Origin of the sequence: Marinomonas algae, assembly GCF_047525555.1 — a bacterium.
Lineage (GTDB): Bacteria > Pseudomonadota > Gammaproteobacteria > Pseudomonadales > Marinomonadaceae > Marinomonas.
Map to the genome: position 1 here is coordinate 79331 of NZ_JBLIXK010000002.1, position 15786 is coordinate 95116.

Below are 15786 nucleotides of genomic sequence, written 5' to 3' on the forward strand. Positions count from 1 at the left end.
CAACCCTGCTCCCAATTATTGGTGCAGGTGTTAATCTAGATTGCGAATACGGTACCAGTACTCGTAGCTTTGTTGAAATTCCATTTTCTCATACAAGCTAATTGCTGGCTTATTGCCTGCAACAACTTGAAGATATGAACGAGTTGCACCGTTTTCTACTGCCCAGTGAAGCATGCCTTCTATTAATTTGGTGGCATAGCCTCTATTTCTGACAGATTTATAAGTTGCAATATCAAAAAGCCCAAACAACCCATTTGCTATCACGCCTAACCCACAAGCTACTTCTACTCCATCTTCAACCAAAACAGCAAAAAGTGTTTTATCCTCAATTCGGTCAATCATTTCAAGATGTGTTAAGTGCTCATCAAAACTTAACTCACTAATCTTGCAAAACGATTTCATCCAAGCTCTGCTGGTGAGTTCAGGGAAGCAAACCTCTTTAAAGCTGTCGTTTTCAATTGACCTTTCCAAAACAAGAGAGCGATCTAAATAGCTATATCCTGTTTCTTCTAGGTAGCTATCAAATCTTTGATTTTCACTAAAAGACGTTAAGCGAAAAATACAAGGAAGATTCTTGTCCTGAAAGTATTGCTCGTATCTGCCCACAAGTGAGTCGAAATCTGAGACTTGCTTTTGAAGTAGGTTTACAGAATTAGCCCTTTTCGTATATCCATTAGAAAAGCGCAATACAATGCCATCTGATTCCGACTCTTCTAATGCAGGCCAAGATCTGAATCCTGCTTTTTCGATTTCTGTAAAATACAAAATTCGGCCTCATGTTTGGGAAGGTTAACGCCCAGCTAAGCCGCCGGAACGGAGTTGATTGTTTTGTGCGAGCGTAGCGAATAAGCACAAAACGAGCAACGCAGTGGAGGTCGGATTGAGCTGTTTGTTATAAGGCATTTAGAATACAGTTTTAATAACTTTCTCAACGCCTTCTACAAGCTCTAGTACATCTTCTTTAGTCGGTTCACGATCCTTGCTGTGATCGCATAAATTTCGGATATCTCCCAGATGCTGAATAAACCTCCATTTGGGTGTGTCAATGACATCATTTTCTTTAAGTAATTGATAGTAATCTGAAATGGATGGATGTTTCTTTCTAGATTTATGACCATGCATTTCACATACATGACCAAGGTGTTTCTCCAAAACAACACCCGCAATCGCGCCACCGCCACGCACGAAACCTTTTTTAGCCAACTCTTTCGCAGCCATTAGCTCAGAATCAAACATATCAGCTTGAAGCACTTCTTGAATGTCAAATAAGGAACTTTCAAACCTTTTGCTCGCTGCCTCAAGAATTGAGTTCTGTATTTGCATTTTTCCTACCGCTGCAGAGCCATCCGCGACCACATTAGTTCCTCCGTGACTTGTAGTCCTAAGCCCTAGCAAATAGTCAGCGACACCGTAGGTTAAAAAATCAATTTCTTTTCTTTTCTCGTCTTTATACTGTTTTGTGAAATCAGAGTATCTATCAGGAAGTATCTGTTTAATTACTAATAAGGCTTCGGAATACCATGTATCGTACTCATTTTTAAAATTAGGAAGCTTTATCTTCTTTTCTTTCAGGTCTTTTTTAAAATCATCAGGTAAGCCTTGAACATCTTCGATCATCGAAAGATAAAGATGATTTCCTTTCTTTATAAGGGACTTTAATTCGTCTTTCATAACTTCCAGTTTTGTTGCCATATTGTCTATGCCTTATAACGCCTCATTCAGAGGCAATAAAATAGCTGGTTAAAATTAGCAAGGCACGAGCAAAAACCAGCTGTTTTTTGTCCTGCTGAAATGACTTGTTATATTTTTATACATGCTCTGTAATGATTTTATTTATTCCGTCATCCCCATCATCATAAAGGGCGTCAGGAATGATTTTTCTGAAATACATATCTCGCCAAATTATGTTGACAATATATTCTGGTTCTTCATTCCATTCCAGATGCCCATTTAGATTTGCCATTGCAACCACACCTACAGCGTGTATTTTATTTCCATTTCTTTGATTAAAATATTGTTGAAGAGAGGCAAGTTGATCCCTTTCTTGATAAAACTCATTCAGCATGCTTTCTTTGTCATAATAACCATCATCCCAAATAGGGGTATCTTTCATTCCAAGTTGGGTTTGGAGGTATTGTTCATATTCTTCTCCAACATGGCTGACATGCTGATTTTTAACACATAAAGTCCAAACATCTATTTTGGATTCTTCATAAATACCGCTTTCAGAACCCATGATTGCGAGATTGTAACTACTAGATCTGCAATGACATTTTTCAACGTAGTTTGATGAAAATGCTTGATAGTAAGACACCAAATCATAGAATTCATGAAGAAATTTTTTTACTAATTTATAATCTTGTTTAATAACGACAATATTTTCAAAACTGTCTTTTGCTTTTCTAGACCAGTTGAAGCTACCTGTAATCACAATTTCATCATCGATAACACAAAATTTATTGTGCATAAATGCTGTTGCTAACCTAGTATCAATTGCATATGTAGCATATAAATTGGTGGTCAATAACCCGTGATTAGTGTTTGTTGGGTCATTATTAAACACTACTTCAACTTTCACTCTTCTCAGTGCTAACCCTTGTAAAACAGGAGCATAAACCTGCTTACTAATCCACGCTACACAAATACGAACTGATTTACGGGAAGAACGAAGTAGTTTTATTATTTCCCGATCAATATCTTCAAAATATGCTTCAATATTCATAATTGAGAGTTTCACCTACATCGAAAAAATATAACGCCGCCAGCAGGGGCTGGAGCACGCAGTACGGAAGTCCCTCTGGCTGGCTTTGTTATGCATTTGAATCATGGTAGATATCAAATACGTAGACACGTAATTGAATTAGGCGACTATCATCGTCTTTGGACATAAATTCAAAGTGCCACTCTCCCTCACCAACATCTTTTACGTGTTTTTTAAAACGAGGATGAGACTTCAATATTTCTGGAGTTTTCTCCAGTAACTCGGTGAACTTCTTGTTATGCTTATTGAATATAATCACTGATGCTTTGCAATCGCGCCATGTAAGGTATCCAAGTAGCTGGTCTATGGCCTTGCTAAGCTCGGAAGCACCTCGCCAGACTTTACATTCAGCGATAAATGCCGCTCTATTGTCACTCTCAATTTTTATATCTGTTTTGCCTAACTTCCTAAAAGCTTCGCCAGAGGCTGCGCCTTTATAATGCCCATTCAAGTGCGCAAGAATGATATCCCGAAGTTCTTCTTCGTCGTGAACGGCATAAGTTTTTGGTGTAGCCTCAAAGGTGGCACCTTCATGCCGGATAACTGAGAGAATATGCTCATAATCCTCCACTGTTATACCAGGCTCTGCCGCATAGCCAGACTGAGGTGACGGAGGTAAAGGCTTCACTAATTTCTTTTTAATATCGATAGGTTTAAAACTAGGCGCAGAATTGTTCCTTTTCATTGAGATGTTAAGAAAGTCGGCAAGGCCATCATGCTTATTTAGTCTCTCTCTCCTAGCTTCTACGAGCCTTCTAACATTTACCTCAAGAGCTTGGTTATGCCCTTCAATCTGTGAGGACTGGCCATTGATATAGAATCTAACCCCATCAAGGACGTCGTCAATGTGTGCCTTTATTTGTTGTTGAGGGTCATCGGTTGGTTGCTGGATAACAATATCCAGATAGCCAACACCATCCCTATTGGGCGAGCGAATATCTCCATGTGGAATAGTCGGCCTCCACTGGTTTGGCTTTAGCTTCCACAGTGAAGGGTCACCCGTATATGGAATTGATATGGTAACTTTGATTCCTGGAATCATTATTGGGCCACTATCACCGAAAGAATTTCGGTTGCCATTATGGCTTACATCTACCCTGACTTCTTGCTGATCCATTTCTGCTCTATCTTCATAGAGTTCTAATGGGGTGACATATAAATCATTTACAATGTGGGCAACCAAATCATCGATTGGATTCGCTAAAAACTGGTCTTGATGGATAGCGTCAACTTTATCTTTGGCTGATTTGGCGTGATTATCTAAGGCTGCGCTTAAATCGCCATCCCAAAACAAAGTGTTTTCCCTGCCTCTTCTATACATCTACTTTTGTACTCCGTGTTTATGCATAGCATTTTAATAGTGCGCATGAGCGTTTACACATTTTAAAAACTCTCTAAATACCTCTATAACTAACTGAATTGTTAGTATTTTATAAAGCTATTCACAAAAAACAAAAATGGAAAAACGAGCGTGCGCGTTATTTTCAAAGGAATAAAAAGAAGGGATTTTACGAGGGTTAACCATCCGTTAGTCACTTTATTTTCATTCCGTTATGACATGAATGTAACGTGAGTTAAACGGATTTACCAGTATCAAACAGTAGGGTCAAAGCCCTTTTTGATGATGTCTTCTGTGGTTGTGAGGTTTTGTCGCTCAAAAAGGGGTTCGACCCTTGAGGTTTTGTCACACTAAAGTGTGACTTATGTCGGAAGGCGGAAATGCTAAATTGGAGCAAGCCAAACACCTAGAGCGAGGTCAAACGGTTTCCTAGAAGAGTAACGTCGAGCAGTGGTGTTTGGTTTGCTTCAGATGCTGAGGCTGAGCTTAGGTCAAAGAGAAATTCATCCCTTGGGACTATCACCTTAGTTAAGAGAAGCTTGCCAAGCTTTATCTGCTTGGGCTTGGTAAGTTTTCCAGTCGCCATTTAGCCATCTTTGGCGCCCGCGCTCTGCAAAAAACAAATGCAGCTCTTCTCCAAAAAATTCCCAAACCTGACCGCTAGTAGGAATTAAACCCTCGCCTAACGCCAGTGCATTGGCACAAAAACCATTGTAACGGGGAACGTATGTATCGGGGTTGGCGGCAAATTTATCCGCTGACGCTTGGCTTGCGAAATGCCACTCTGCGCCGTTCCATGTCACCACAAATTGATTAGAGCCTTTTGTCACTGGGCTACTGCCTTCAACACCTTCACGATAATAATCTAATACATCGTGCCCGCCGATGGCCGAGTTGCTCCAATATCCTGTACTCACAGGTTCATTCGCCATAGCAGAGCCAGATAGAATACATACTACAAAGAAAAACCATTGAGCTAACATTCTACTTTTCATCATTCTTTCTCTTATGTTTGCTGAGTTTTATTAAGAACGCTTATCTCTCTATAAAGTTCCTTTCGCTTTATTTAGGCAGAAAAAAGCCAAACAGGAGTTTGGCTTTTTGAGTTCATTTTAATACTTTTTTAAGCACCCTGTTTTGACTCACAGGCTTGTCTATTTTGATGCGATGAAAACCTATCGCACCAAAAAAGTGCAAATTAAGCTTTTTTCTTTTTCCCTAAGATGACCAACAAAACCCCACCTAATACACCTGCGGTTGCAATAATGAGATGCAAAGTCACGGCTTCACTGGCGAAAATAACGCCGCCAATCGTTGCGATAATTGGCACTAACAATTGCAAAACAGCCGCTAAAGAAGCACTAAGTGAAGGCAGTACAGCGTACCAAAGTGCGTAGCCAACACCTGACATTAAAGCCCCTGAAACAATAGCGAATAATATTCCTTCTGAACTGGCGGTTGTTAAGCTGTAGCCTTCCAAAAAACCAATACATATCAAAGCAATAATTAGGATAGGTACAGTGCGTATGAAGTTGGATGCAGTCGCGAATAATGGCAGTGAAGAAATCTTCCCGCGCCAAGTGTACAGCCCCCAAGCAATGCCTGCGAATGTCATTAAGATAAAGCCAACCAATGAAGGCGAAGACAAGGTTGGGAAGACCAAATACACAAAGCTCGCAAAGGCAACGAGTAAGCCGATCCACTCAAGGGATTTAAGCTTCTGCCCTGCCCAAACCGCCATCAGAATCAGTGTTAGTTGAACAGCACCAAAAAGTATCAGCGCGCCAATCCCTGTCTCTAATGTGACGTAAGCGTAAGAGAAGCCAATCGCATAAATAAACAGCGAAAACGCAGATAACCAACTACCCTCTAACCACACCTTTTTTAGAGAGGTGCTGTTTTGCTTCATGCTTTGCAAAACACAAAGCAATGCCAAGGTGATAGCACCGCTGACTAAGCGCAACATGGTGAAGTTTGCTGGGTCAATTAATCCGCCATCTAACGCTAATCGACAGAGTATGGAGTTGGCCGCGAAGGCTAATAAGGAGAGAGCAATTAAGACATATAACCGTAGTGAAGCTGTCATTTATTTGTTTAAAAGTTCAGTTAACCTGAACCAGTACCTTAGTTGGAGAAATTCGGCCAGTTTCAATCACTGGCACCAGTTTTGCAAGCCTAACAGTAACGCCGACCAGTTATTTTTGGTCGCCTAAATATGGAATCTACATGACGAGTCTTTTAGTATTTTCGGATTTAGATGGCACTTTACTTGACCATCACACATACAGTTTTGTTCCCGCACAAACGGCATTACAGTCGTTAAAAACCTTTTCTATTCCTTGTGTTATCAATACCAGCAAGACATTTCATGAATTACTTTCTTTGCGAGAAGCGTTGGATCACCAAGATCCTTTCATCGTAGAGAATGGCTCTGCTGTTTACATTCCTAAGCATTTATCCCTTTTTATCGATGAAGAATTAGAAGATTGCGGAGACTATTGGGTAAAAGCCTTTGGCCCTAAGCGCAGCACTCTGATTGAGCTAACCGACAGCCAAAAAGACAACTACACCTTCAAGCGTTTCAGCGATATTTCCTGCCAAGAGCTGATGACATTAACCGGCTTGAGTGAAGAAAACGCCACATTAGCCATGCAACGAGAGTTCACTGAACCTATGGTGTGGACAGATTCAAACGTGGCATTAAACCAGTTAAGAGAATACCTAGCGCCTTTTGGTGTGCAAATTCAAAAAGGCGGTCGTTTCTCCCACTTAATGGGCAAACACTGCGATAAAGCCAATGCCATGCTTTGGCTAACCGATTTATACGCCAGCCAAAGTGACGAGGAAATTACCACTATGGCGTTGGGCGACGGTGAAAATGACATTGGCATGTTAAGCGAAGCCGACATTCCGGTTGTTATACGTTCACCAGTGCATGCGCCACCAGAAGTCCCTAATCGTATCGACGCGTGGTTGACGGATGGTTATGGACCGGAAGGTTGGGCGCAAGCCATAGATTTAGTATTAAGCAAACAAGGCATTATTTAGCTTTCTTGTTTTCGGATTTACTCAAACAAAAATTATTATTTGTATTTTATTAGGAGATTTTCATGGGCGATTTTCATCAGAACGGCATCATTACGACACTCCATAACTTGGCGAACCGCCCGTTAGAGGAAATGGAGAAAGAGTTGTGCGAGTTTGCAAAAACACGTCCTATGTCTCTTATTTTGCCTTGCCTATATTCTGAATTAGAAACAGACGCAATGCCGAATATCATTAAGCATTTGCAACAGGTTCCTTACCTTTCTGAAATCATCATCGGCTTGGACAGAGCAACAGAAGAGCAATACCGCCATGCTCTAGAATTCTTTAGTGTGTTACCGCAAAACTACAAGGTACTTTGGAATGATGGCCCTCGATTAAGAGAAATCGACAGTGTCTTGAAAGGCGAGCACCTTTCCCCTTCTGATCCAGGTAAAGGCCGAAATGTTTGGTTTTGCATGGGCTACAACTTAGCGGCAGGTAAAGCAGAATCCATTGCCATGCACGACTGTGACATTGTGACTTATGACAGAGAGTTATTAGCACGATTAATCTACCCAGTGGCGAATCCAAACTTCAACTACGAGTTCAGTAAAGGTTTCTATGCTCGTGCTGCCAACGGCAAAATGAATGGTCGCGTGAGCCGTTTATTGGTTACCCCTTTGCTTCACTCCTTGAAAAAAGTATTCGGTCATCTAGACTATTTAGATTACCTAGACAGCTACAAATACCCACTTGCTGGCGAGTTTTCCTTCCGCCGCGATGTTATGACAGATTTACGTATTCCAAGTGATTGGGGTTTAGAGATTGGTGTTCTGAGCGAAATGTACCGCAACTATTCACCAAACCGTTTGTGTCAGGTGGATATTGCTGACATTTACGATCACAAACACCAAGACTTATCCGCAGATAATGACAATGGCGGTTTGTCTAAAATGTCGATCGATATCACTAAAGCCATTTTCAGAAAACTGGCAACCAACGGTACGATCTTCAATCAAGAGACTTTCCGTACGATTAAAGCGACTTACTACCGAGTTGCTTTGGACTTTATCGAAACCTATCGAAATGACGCCGAAATCAACGGCTTAAAACTTGATGTTCACAGTGAAGAACAAGCGGTTGAATTGTTCGCCAGCAATATAATGAAAGCGGGCAACCAGTATTTAGAAAACCCAATGGAAACGCCTTTTATCCCAAGCTGGAACCGCGTAGTCAGCGCATTCCCAGGTGTTATGTCTCAACTTGCTAAAGCGGTTGAACAAGACATGGCCGAATACGGTAAAAAATAACTCGCTTGTATCCGAAAAAGGCTGCGGCCTTTTTCGGATACCTAAGTGTTGCTTCATCCACTTATTGAAAGACAGGTAGGTAACTATGGAAAATGTATCTCTGTCGCATCTCGAACAAAAGCTCATTGTTCATTTGCAGGTGCTTTACCCAAACTTGGACACGGCGGAGTTGGCACGAAAATGCTTAGCTACCTTTCATCTTGATCCAAACACAGAGTCACCTCGCCCCCATAATAATTTATGGGATCAATCCGATATCATGCTGATTACTTATGCAGATACATTGCGATGCGAAGGTGAAGCCCCACTTGAGACACTGCACAAATTTGTGAAGAGTAAATTAGCCGACAGCATTTCTGCTGTGCATCTTTTACCGTTTTTCCCATACAGTTCAGATGATGGCTTTAGCGTGATGGATTACACCACGGTTAATCCGTCGAGCGGTAAATGGGATCACGTCGAGAATCTCGCCAAAGACTTTAAAGTCATGGGTGATTTGGTTATTAACCATTGTTCTAGCCGTAGTATGTGGTTTGAAAACTACAAAGCGGGCGTGCATCCGGGCGCGGATTTCTTTTATGAAGCTGACCCAAATGCCGATTTAAGCGCTGTGGTTCGTCCAAGAACATCACCGTTGTTACGAGAAGTACAAACCAAAAATGGAACAAAACACGTTTGGTGTACTTTCAGTCATGACCAAGTGGATTTGAACTTTGAAAACCCAGCGGTTTTATTAGAGTTCTTAGGCATTATTCGCTTATACCTTGAAAAAGGCATTCGCTGGTTCCGCCTTGATGCTGTGGCGTTCCTTTGGAAAATACCGGGCACAAGCAGTATTAACCTTCCACAGACCCATGAAATGATTCGCTTACTGCGCTTGATGATTGAGCATTATGCGCCTGAGTCTGTGATCATCACGGAAACCAATATTCCGAACCAAGAGAACTTAACTTACTTTGGTAACGCCAATGAAGCGCATTTGATCTATAACTTCTCTTTGCCACCATTGCTGATTAACAGTCTTGTGACCGGTAATTTCAGTCACTTGAAAAAGTGGTTAATGAGTATGCCACCAGCGCAACAAGGCACAACCTATTTGAACTTTTTGGCTTCTCACGATGGTATTGGTTTACGCCCAACAGAAGGCTTATTGTCTGAATGGGAACTGGAAACCTTGATCAACACAATGAAGCGTTTTGGCGGAAAACTCAGTGCTCGAACTACGCCACAGGGTGAATCCAAGCCTTACGAGATAAACATCAGCCTTTGGAACGCTTTATCTGGTTCTGCTCAGCAAGGTCCAGACCAATGGCAGTTTGCGCGCTTCTTATGTGCCGCTGGTGTGATGATGGCGCTAGAAGGTGTTCCAGCCTTTTACATTCACAGTTTGTTCGGCACAGAGAATGACTTAGAGCGAGTTGATAATACAGGGCATTTTCGATCCATTAACCGACATATTTGGGACATGGATGAATTGGATCATGCGCTGAATACTCCGACTCATCACCAAAAAGTCTTCCAGAGTATTTCGCAGTTAACCAAAATTCGTCGTGCTCAACCTGCGTTCCACCCGAATGCAACCCAATACGTTTTGCACATGGGTGACAACCTGTTCGCGTTTTGGAGACAAAGCATAGACAGACGACAAAGCTTGTTTGCGGTTTACAACATGACGGATCAGCCTCAGAGCTTTAACTTGTCTGAACTGAACTTGATTGCCACAGATGAATGGACAGATCTTGTTTCTGATGCTGTGTACGAAGACCACTTAGGTAAGATCATCCTAATGCCTTACCAATTCGTTTGGTTGGCGAATAAAAAAGGCAAAATCAAAACAAGCTAGTTGCTTTGATCAAGCCATAAAAAAACGCGACTCACTGGGTCGCGTTTTTTGTTTTCGCTTTTCTTTTCACTTCTGTTTTTCTTTCATTGCTCGTTTAGCAACCAGGAACATCTAACAAATAAGCCTTTCTTAAATATGAATTAGTGACTCACTGTTTTAGAGAATACGTTAATAATCACCACACCAGCCACAATCAGAGAAATACCAATACAGGCTGCAACATCGAGCTTTTCATTGGCAAACAAATAGCCAAAGATGGAGATTAAAACCACGCCCAAACCAGACCAAATTGCGTAAGTCACACCAGTTGGCAAAGTACGCATCACGATACTTAGCAAGTAAAAAGACACCGCATAACCCACCACCAAAATAATACTTGGCCCAAGTTTAGTAAAAGAGTCCGACGCTTTTAATGCTGTGGTCGCAACCACTTCAGCCAAGATGGCTAAAAACAAAAGCAGGTAAATCATAGTGCTTCTCCTAAACCGTGCAATGAGTATGAGTGACGCCCTTTACTGTGCCGTATTGTCTTTTTCTAGGTCAATATCTTCTGCTAAAAAACCGCCAGTTTGATGTGCCCACAAAGAAGCATAAATGCCTTTACCTTGAATCAACTCTTCATGGCTGCCCTGCTCAACGATCACACCTTTATCTAACACGATTAAGCGATCCATCGCCGCAATGGTAGAAAGTCTGTGTGCAATCGCGATCACAGTTTTACCCTGCATGAGTTTGTACAAACTGTCTTGAATTGCCGATTCTACTTCTGAATCCAAAGCGGACGTAGCTTCATCTAAAATTAACAAAGGCGCGTCTTTTAATAGCACTCGGGCAATGGCAATACGCTGTCGCTGTCCGCCTGACAATTTGATTCCGCGTTCACCCACCATAGCATCGTAGCCAGAATTACCGTACGGGTCGGTCAAAGTTTGAATAAACTCATGAGCTTCGGCTTTTTTCGCGGCGGCGATCATTTCTTCTTCTGTCGCTTCTGGACGACCGTAAAGTAAGTTCTCTCGCACCGTTCTATGCAGCAAAGATGTGTCTTGTGTCACCATGCCAATTTTAGATCGCAATGATGCTTGCTGAACTTGGCTAATATCTTGCCCGTCAATTTTAATTTGCCCAGATTCAATATCATGGAAGCGCATCAACAAATTCACTATGGTGGACTTTCCGGCACCAGAACGACCAACAAGCCCGACTTTCTCTCCTGCTTTGATCGACAAAACAAGATTCTCAATTACTTTTCTGTCCTGCTTTCCATAATGGAAATTCACCGCTTCGTAATCAATTGAACCATTAGCAACCACTAATTCTGGCGCATCAGCTTTATCTTCAATTTCAATCGGGCGAGACAGTGTTTTCATGCCGTCGTTTACCATGCCGATATTTTCAAACAAGGCGCTGACTTCCCACATAATCCACTGAGACATGCCGTTCATGCGTAGCGCTAAACTCACCGCAATGGCAATGGCACCCACACTGATAACACTGTCCGTCCACAACCAAATAGACAGTGCAGCAATGGAAAAAGTTAAAAGGTAATTACAACCTTGGACACCAACATTGAGCATGGTGACGAGACGCATTTGTCGATAAACGGTGATTAAAAAACCATCCATGCCTTCTTTTGCGTATTCTGCTTCGCGCTGATGATGGGAGAAAAGCTTTACCGTAGACACATTGCTGTAGCTGTCTACCACTCGCCCTGTCATGGTCGAGCGCGCATCAGCCTGATCTGCTGAGATTTTCTTAAGCTTTGGAATAAAGTAAAACTGCAAAGAAATATACAACACAAGCCACGCGAGCATTGGCAACATGAGTCGGTAATCGGCATTCGCGATTAAAACCACCATAGAAACAAAGTACACAGCGATGTACATCAATACATCCAGTAACTTCATCACGGTTTCACGCACAGCAAGGGAAGTTTGCATCACCTTAGTGGAAATACGCCCTGCAAACTCATCCTGAAAGAAGGACATACTTTGGCGCAAAATATAATGGTGCGATAACCAACGAATTCGCATGGGATAATTACCCAGCAAGGTCTGATGGATAATCGCAGAATGCAAAAACGTCACTATTGGCATCACGACCAGCACCATCAATGACATTAATAATAAATGCATGCCCTCTTCAGCAAAGAACGTGTCTGGATCTTTGTTGACTAACCAATCCACCAGCTTTCCCATGAAGCTAAACAAGGTTACTTCTAAAATCGCCATCGTAGCGGTTAAAAGGGACATAAGGATGAGTGGGATTTCAACGCCTTTCGAATAGTAACGACAAAATGCGAACAGTGTTTTAGGCGCCTGCACTGCTTCCACTTCAGGATAAGCCTGCACCCACTTTTCGAAAAAACGTAACATAAAATTCCTTATCAAACTTGAAGAGAGGCTCTAATTCTTAAGAGCAGAATAAATTATAAATCCACCGCAAGGCATTTAATACGTTTTTGCGGTTTCGTAGGCATAAACCCTACCTAAAAAATAAGTGCGAAATTGAAACACGTTAGTAAATTGAAAACCAGACAATATAAAAACGGGCTCTATTTCCTATACGCTTTACTTACTGTTTGCATAATTAAATCAGCCTAAAAAAGCAAAAAGATATTATAATTCGTGCCTATTTATTCACTCGACGTAAGCGATTATATGAAACTGACTCTGCCGATCATTCTAGTACTTGGGTTGCTTGCGGGATTGACTCCTATGGCAATCGACGCATACCTTCCTAGTATTCCGACGATTTCAAAAGATTTGGATACCAATATCGATTTAGTGCAAATGACGGTCAGCATGTACTTGCTGGTTTTCGCTTTCTTGCAAATCCTCTTTGGGCCAATTTCGGATGCGATTGGTCGCCGCAAAGTCGTGGTGGGAGGCCTAAGTATTTACGCTATCGGCAGTATAATCTGCGCCTTGTCACAGAATTATGAAATGCTTTTAGTCGGCCGAGCGGTTCAAGCTCTTGGTGGCGCAGCAGTTGCTGTTTGTGTTCCTGCCTTGGTTAAAGATGGACTCTCCATTAACCAATTCGCCAAAGCCATGTCGATGGTTATGCTGGTAATGGCACTGGCGCCTTTGGCCGCGCCGATTATTGGTGGTGCGATTTTAACTGTATTGAGCTGGCACTATATTTTCGGCTTTCTCTGTATTTTATCGCTCGTTGGAATGACGCTGTTTTTATTAACTATTCCAGAAACACTGCCAGTAGAAAAACGTACGCCTTTTTCTTTTTCTAATGCCATTGGTAATTATGGAAGATTATTAAGTAATCGTACTGTTTTGGGTTACCTTGCCGCTTCTGCCTTTTTCTTCGGCGGGATGATGAGTTTTATCACCGGATCTTCTTTTGTTTATATTGAACTTTATGGCGTAGACCCTGCTCATTTTGGTTTCTTCGTTGGATTAAACGTTATTACCATGATGTCGGCATCTACTATAAATAGCCGTTTTGTAGAAAAATTGGGCACGGAGTTTTTATCGAAATACGCCATTATTGTGGTGTTATCTTCGTCCATTGCGATGATCATTTTAACCTTCTTCGAACACCCTCCTTTGGCTCTTATCATCATTTCGAGCATGCTGTTTATGGGACCAATGGGGATTCTAGGAAGTGGCTTCATGGCAGGCGCACTAAGACACGCTGGCAATCATAATGGCAGTGTTACCGCGCTGGCTGGTACATCACGTTTCGCCTTCGGCGCCCTTGGTGGTGCTGTAGTGAGTCTGCTGCACAATGGTACTTTTATCCCAATGCTTGCTACTATGGCGAGCTGCGGCATTATCTCATTCGTTATTTTTAAAGTTACAACTCGGTATGCCGCGCCGACAGACACAGTATAATTAGAAAAATTTACTCAGTTTTATGGAGCTTGAATGTTAAATACTCAAACGCTAATCGAAAAAATCAAACAATCACCTGATCAGGTTCAATTCAAAGAAGTGATCGGAGTGATCGAGCAAGAATACGATTTCACACCAACTTCATTTGTAAATGGTGAGCAAAACAACGCCATCAATGAAAACAATGGCTCTTGTAAGATTTTTTCTTTTGCCGCTATTCACCAATTAGCAGAAGCAGACACATTGCATTTGTTCGGTGACTTCTACCGTGTTGATGTACTTCAAAACCCAGAAGGCAGTGACCATCAAAACATCCGTCAATTCATTAAAAATGGCTGGAGCGGCATTACTTTCAACGCCATCGCTTTAACACCAAAAAGCTAACAAAGCTGACCGCAGCAATGAACTTGCTGCGGTCAACTCATGATGAATGGTTGAGTTCAGCACCTAAAAAAGCCATAGTTTCGAACACTTAATATATGAGGTGGTTATGGAATTAGTCGCATTTGATTTAGATGGTACGCTACTGAATCGGCACCAACGTCTCTCTGAATACACAATAGACACTCTTGAGCGTTTAAAGTCCGCAGGCATTTTTTACACTGTCGCGACAGGACGAACTCACCTTGCCGCCATGCCTTGTATCCAAGGTCATGATTTCCCTCATTGGCAGATTTTCAAAAATGGCGTGGAATGGTGGAATCCTTCACAAAGCCAATATCGCCACCGCAACTTATTATCTCAAGGCCACATCACAGATTTGCTGTCTTCTTTTGAAGAACACCAAGTCACACCTTTTATCTTTTGCTTAGAAGATGACGGCTCACATCGTGTTTATCATGCGCCTTTAAATGGCCACATGAGTGACCATATTGCCAATGAACTTGGCAATCATAAAAGCATGAGTCTTCACCCTTTAGCGGAATTATCCAGCGAAGCGAAAATCACTAATATCAGCGCTATGGGTAGCCCGACGCTCATCAATCATATTGTTGAAGCAAGTAACAAACACGATCACTTAACGGCTTATTCTGGTGGTGGCATCTATAACCCAGATGCCTATTGGCTAGACATACATCACAGCAATGTCTGTAAAGGTTCTGCTTTAATGGAACTTAAAGAAGAAATTGGTGCCGAACGATTAACGGTGTTTGGCGACGGCGATAATGATTTATCTATGTTCTCCGTATCCAATGAAGCCTTTGCGACAGAGAATGCTCACGACCACATCAAAGATGCGGCGACCGATGTCATCGATCATCATGATAAAGATGGTGTAGCGAAGTTCTTAAGAAAAAGATACGACTTGTGACCGTTTTTTAGAAAGCGTTTGTGAAGGGTTGATTTTTAAACAATACCCTCCATTAACTAAAAGACAACATAATGGACTATACTAAATCATCAAAATGAAACATGATGGTAAACAAGAATAATTAGTTTGGAGAAATGCCATGTTTGAATTTTTACTTTTCGTAGCGGCTTGTGCCGTGATTGCTTTCTTGGCAAAGAACATTCAAAAAAGCGTAGCTCAGCCAAAATCAAAGCTGCAACCGATCAAAATTGAGCGTGAAGAAGTTCGTCGCCCGACGCCTCGTCATAGACGCCCATACTAATTCCCTTCTATTTCATTAGTCTCTTTTTAAGATGAATAG

At 41.8% G+C, this 15786-nt stretch carries 15 protein-coding genes; 7 read left to right on the forward strand and 8 right to left on the reverse strand.

Annotation, left to right across the window (positions count from 1 at the left end; translation table 11 throughout):
- Positions 1-30: 30 nt before the first annotated feature.
- From ACMUMQ_RS04705 to ACMUMQ_RS04730, 6 genes are all read right to left on the reverse strand, one after another.
- A complete protein-coding gene (locus ACMUMQ_RS04705; protein ID WP_414680862.1) occupies positions 31-765 on the reverse strand; it encodes a GNAT family N-acetyltransferase in 735 nt (244 codons plus the stop codon).
- Between the two features lie 138 nt (positions 766-903).
- Entirely contained in the window at positions 904-1692 is a 789-nt protein-coding gene (locus tag ACMUMQ_RS04710) for a hypothetical protein (RefSeq protein ID WP_414680863.1), read from the reverse strand.
- Between the two features lie 115 nt (positions 1693-1807).
- On the reverse strand, positions 1808-2722 hold the full coding sequence (locus ACMUMQ_RS04715) for a phospholipase D-like domain-containing protein (RefSeq protein WP_414680864.1): 915 nt from the start codon (positions 2720-2722) through the stop codon (positions 1808-1810).
- A gap of 88 nt (positions 2723-2810) precedes the next feature.
- Positions 2811-4055, reverse strand: a complete 1245-nt coding sequence (locus ACMUMQ_RS04720; RefSeq protein ID WP_414680865.1) for a hypothetical protein — start codon at positions 4053-4055, stop codon at positions 2811-2813.
- A gap of 569 nt (positions 4056-4624) precedes the next feature.
- A complete protein-coding gene (locus ACMUMQ_RS04725) occupies positions 4625-5098 on the reverse strand; it encodes a YHS domain-containing (seleno)protein (RefSeq protein WP_414680866.1) in 474 nt (157 codons plus the stop codon).
- 200 nt (positions 5099-5298) lie between these two features.
- The gene (locus ACMUMQ_RS04730; protein ID WP_414680867.1) at positions 5299-6186 is read right to left on the reverse strand and encodes a DMT family transporter; all 888 of its coding nucleotides are present in this window, start codon (positions 6184-6186) and stop codon (positions 5299-5301) included.
- A 140-nt stretch (positions 6187-6326) separates the two neighbouring features.
- On the opposite strand from ACMUMQ_RS04730, the gene ACMUMQ_RS04735 reads away from it, so the two are divergent.
- From ACMUMQ_RS04735 to ACMUMQ_RS04745, 3 genes are all read left to right on the forward strand, one after another.
- Positions 6327-7148: an HAD-IIB family hydrolase gene (locus tag ACMUMQ_RS04735; protein WP_414680868.1), complete on the forward strand. Its 822-nt coding sequence runs from the start codon at positions 6327-6329 to the stop codon at positions 7146-7148.
- A gap of 62 nt (positions 7149-7210) precedes the next feature.
- Positions 7211-8437 (forward strand): glycosyltransferase family protein, encoded by a 1227-nt coding sequence (locus tag ACMUMQ_RS04740; RefSeq protein WP_414680869.1) that lies wholly within the window; start codon positions 7211-7213, stop codon positions 8435-8437.
- An 85-nt stretch (positions 8438-8522) separates the two neighbouring features.
- Entirely contained in the window at positions 8523-10280 is a 1758-nt protein-coding gene (locus ACMUMQ_RS04745) for an alpha-amylase family glycosyl hydrolase (RefSeq protein WP_414680870.1), read from the forward strand.
- 140 nt (positions 10281-10420) lie between these two features.
- Here ACMUMQ_RS04745 and ACMUMQ_RS04750 read toward each other — a convergent pair whose 3' ends face one another.
- Both ACMUMQ_RS04750 and ACMUMQ_RS04755 read right to left on the reverse strand, forming a co-directional pair.
- Positions 10421-10750 (reverse strand): DMT family transporter, encoded by a 330-nt coding sequence (locus ACMUMQ_RS04750; RefSeq protein WP_414680871.1) that lies wholly within the window; start codon positions 10748-10750, stop codon positions 10421-10423.
- Positions 10751-10792: 42 nt separating this feature from the next.
- Positions 10793-12655, reverse strand: a complete 1863-nt coding sequence (locus ACMUMQ_RS04755; RefSeq protein ID WP_414680872.1) for an ABC transporter ATP-binding protein — start codon at positions 12653-12655, stop codon at positions 10793-10795.
- 285 nt (positions 12656-12940) lie between these two features.
- Between ACMUMQ_RS04755 and ACMUMQ_RS04760 the strand changes: the two genes are divergently transcribed.
- From ACMUMQ_RS04760 to ACMUMQ_RS04775, 4 genes are all read left to right on the forward strand, one after another.
- Positions 12941-14134 (forward strand): Bcr/CflA family multidrug efflux MFS transporter, encoded by a 1194-nt coding sequence (locus ACMUMQ_RS04760; protein WP_414680873.1) that lies wholly within the window; start codon positions 12941-12943, stop codon positions 14132-14134.
- A gap of 33 nt (positions 14135-14167) precedes the next feature.
- Positions 14168-14518, forward strand: a complete 351-nt coding sequence (locus ACMUMQ_RS04765; protein WP_414680874.1) for a HopJ type III effector protein — start codon at positions 14168-14170, stop codon at positions 14516-14518.
- A gap of 106 nt (positions 14519-14624) precedes the next feature.
- The gene (locus tag ACMUMQ_RS04770) at positions 14625-15446 is read left to right on the forward strand and encodes an HAD family hydrolase (protein WP_317004483.1); all 822 of its coding nucleotides are present in this window, start codon (positions 14625-14627) and stop codon (positions 15444-15446) included.
- A gap of 139 nt (positions 15447-15585) precedes the next feature.
- Entirely contained in the window at positions 15586-15747 is a 162-nt protein-coding gene (locus tag ACMUMQ_RS04775; RefSeq protein WP_317004484.1) for a hypothetical protein, read from the forward strand.
- Positions 15748-15786 lie beyond the last annotated feature (39 nt).

Excerpts from the sequence above, each read along its gene's own strand:
- ACMUMQ_RS04710 (WP_414680863.1), bottom strand. The coding sequence starts at position 1,692 with ATGGCAACAAAACTGGAAGTTATGAAAGACGAATTAAAGTCCCTTATA.
- ACMUMQ_RS04715 (WP_414680864.1), bottom strand. The coding sequence starts at position 2,722 with ATGAATATTGAAGCATATTTTGAAGATATTGATCGGGAAATAATAAAA.
- ACMUMQ_RS04725 (WP_414680866.1), bottom strand. The coding sequence starts at position 5,098 with ATGATGAAAAGTAGAATGTTAGCTCAATGGTTTTTCTTTGTAGTATGT.
- ACMUMQ_RS04730 (WP_414680867.1), bottom strand. The coding sequence starts at position 6,186 with ATGACAGCTTCACTACGGTTATATGTCTTAATTGCTCTCTCCTTATTA.
- ACMUMQ_RS04735 (WP_414680868.1), top strand. The coding sequence starts at position 6,327 with ATGACGAGTCTTTTAGTATTTTCGGATTTAGATGGCACTTTACTTGAC.
- ACMUMQ_RS04740 (WP_414680869.1), top strand. The coding sequence starts at position 7,211 with ATGGGCGATTTTCATCAGAACGGCATCATTACGACACTCCATAACTTG.
- ACMUMQ_RS04745 (WP_414680870.1), top strand. The coding sequence starts at position 8,523 with ATGGAAAATGTATCTCTGTCGCATCTCGAACAAAAGCTCATTGTTCAT.
- ACMUMQ_RS04750 (WP_414680871.1), bottom strand. The coding sequence starts at position 10,750 with ATGATTTACCTGCTTTTGTTTTTAGCCATCTTGGCTGAAGTGGTTGCG.
- ACMUMQ_RS04755 (WP_414680872.1), bottom strand. The coding sequence starts at position 12,655 with ATGTTACGTTTTTTCGAAAAGTGGGTGCAGGCTTATCCTGAAGTGGAA.
- ACMUMQ_RS04760 (WP_414680873.1), top strand. The coding sequence starts at position 12,941 with ATGAAACTGACTCTGCCGATCATTCTAGTACTTGGGTTGCTTGCGGGA.
- ACMUMQ_RS04765 (WP_414680874.1), top strand. The coding sequence starts at position 14,168 with ATGTTAAATACTCAAACGCTAATCGAAAAAATCAAACAATCACCTGAT.
- ACMUMQ_RS04770 (WP_317004483.1), top strand. The coding sequence starts at position 14,625 with ATGGAATTAGTCGCATTTGATTTAGATGGTACGCTACTGAATCGGCAC.
- ACMUMQ_RS04775 (WP_317004484.1), top strand. The coding sequence starts at position 15,586 with ATGTTTGAATTTTTACTTTTCGTAGCGGCTTGTGCCGTGATTGCTTTC.